Origin of the sequence: Knoellia aerolata DSM 18566 (genome assembly GCF_000768695.1) — a bacterium.
Classification (GTDB): Bacteria; Actinomycetota; Actinomycetes; order Actinomycetales; family Dermatophilaceae; genus Knoellia; species Knoellia aerolata.
In genome coordinates this window covers 1-1,572 of record NZ_AVPL01000136.1, presented here as the reverse complement: position 1 = coordinate 1,572, position 1,572 = coordinate 1, and the positions used below count along the sequence as shown (strand labels likewise).

Below are 1,572 nucleotides of genomic sequence, written 5' to 3'. Positions count from 1 at the left end.
CCGGCCGCGGCGGCCCCGGCGGCGGCCGCGGCGGCGGCACCGAGCCCGATCGCCTTGCCGACGCCCGCCATCAGGCTCCCCCTCCGACGACGACGCGTGGGAGGCGACTGCTCATGCGGGTGACGATCTCGTAGTTGATGGTGCCGATCGCGGCCGCCCAGTCCTGGGCGGTCGGGTCGCCGTCGGCACCCCGGCCGAGGATGACGACCTCGTCACCCGCGGCACCGGCATACGCCGGTCCGAGATCGAGGACGAACTGGTCCATGCAGACCCGGCCGGCCACGGTGAGCCGCCGGCCGTCGACGGCGACCGGCCCGACCGAGCCCGCGTGGCGGGGGATGCCGTCGGCGTAGCCGACGGGCACGAGCCCGAGCATCGTGTCCTCGCTCGTCGTGTAGGCGTGCCCGTAGCTCACGCCCTGCCCGGCGGGAGCGTGCTTGACGAGCGCCAGCCGGGCAGTGACCCGCATCGCCTCGCGCAGCCCGAAGTCCTCGGGGGCGCCGAGGTCCGGCACCGGCGAGAGGCCGTAGACGGCCAGGCCGGGCCGGACGAGGTCGAAGTGCGCGTCCGGGTTGGTCAGCGTGGCGGCGGAGTTCGCGAGGTGGCGCACGGACGGGCGTATGCCGGCCCGCTCCAGCTCCGCGACCGCCTCGACGAACCGCTCGCGCTGCGCCAGGACGGTCGGGTGCCGGGGGGCGTCCGCGAGGGCGAAGTGGGACCAGACCCCCACGAGCTCGATGGCGCCCTCCGCGACGACCGGCCCGAGGGCGCGCACGAGCTCGGTCCACCCCTGGCCCAGCGCCCCGTTGCGCGCGAGGCCGGTGTCGACCTTGGCGTGCACCCGGGCCACCCGTCCGCGTTCGCGGGCCGCGGCGACGACGGCGTCGAGCGCCCACGGCGCGGACACGGAGACGTCGAGGTCGGCGTCGAGCGCCGCGCCGAAGTCCGCTCCCGGGGCGTAGAGCCAGGTGAGGGCCCGGGTCGTGACCCCGGCGGCCCGCAGCTCCAGCGCCTCGGACAGCTGCGCGACACCGAGCCAGGTGGCGCCACCCGCGACGGCCGCGCGGGCGCTGGGCACGAGCCCGTGGCCGTACGCGTCGGCCTTGACGACCGCCATGACCTCGGCGCCGGGAGCCCGTCGGACGAGCTCGCGCACGTTGTCGCGGATCGCGTCGAGGTCGATGGTGACCCACGCCGAGGCGCCCTCGGGCGGCGCGGCGGAGACGGGGGCGGCTGACGTGGTCATGAGGCGATCAAGTCTAGGTGGGCCCCGCCTGCGTCAGCCTCGAGGGTGGCTGGAGCAACCGTCGACGCTGACGTCACGGTGGTGGTGCCCCGCTACGTCAGCGTGAACGGTCGCTGGAGCGACCCTTCACGCTGACGTAGCGGGTGGGGGTCAGTGCCGGGTGAGGAGGTGGGCGACGGTTTCCGGTATGCCGTGGGCGACCCGGAGCGCCCGCACGGGCCCCCCGCCGCCGACCCGGTCTGCGGCCACGCCGTGGACGAGGGCGCCGAGGGCGCCGGCGTCGGCCGGGTCGAGTCCCGCGGCGAGCAGCGTGCCGATGAGCCCCG

General features: G+C 76.3%; 1 protein-coding gene. It reads right to left on the bottom strand.

What is annotated here, in order from left to right:
- Nucleotides 1-70 precede the first annotated feature (70 nt).
- Nucleotides 71-1,246: an alanine racemase gene (gene alr, locus N801_RS18955; protein WP_035940894.1), complete on the bottom strand. Its 1,176-nt coding sequence runs from the start codon at nt 1,244-1,246 to the stop codon at nt 71-73.
- Nucleotides 1,247-1,572 lie beyond the last annotated feature (326 nt).

Excerpts from the sequence above, each read along its gene's own strand:
- alr (WP_035940894.1), bottom strand. The coding sequence starts at position 1,246 with ATGACCACGTCAGCCGCCCCCGTCTCCGCCGCGCCGCCCGAGGGCGCC.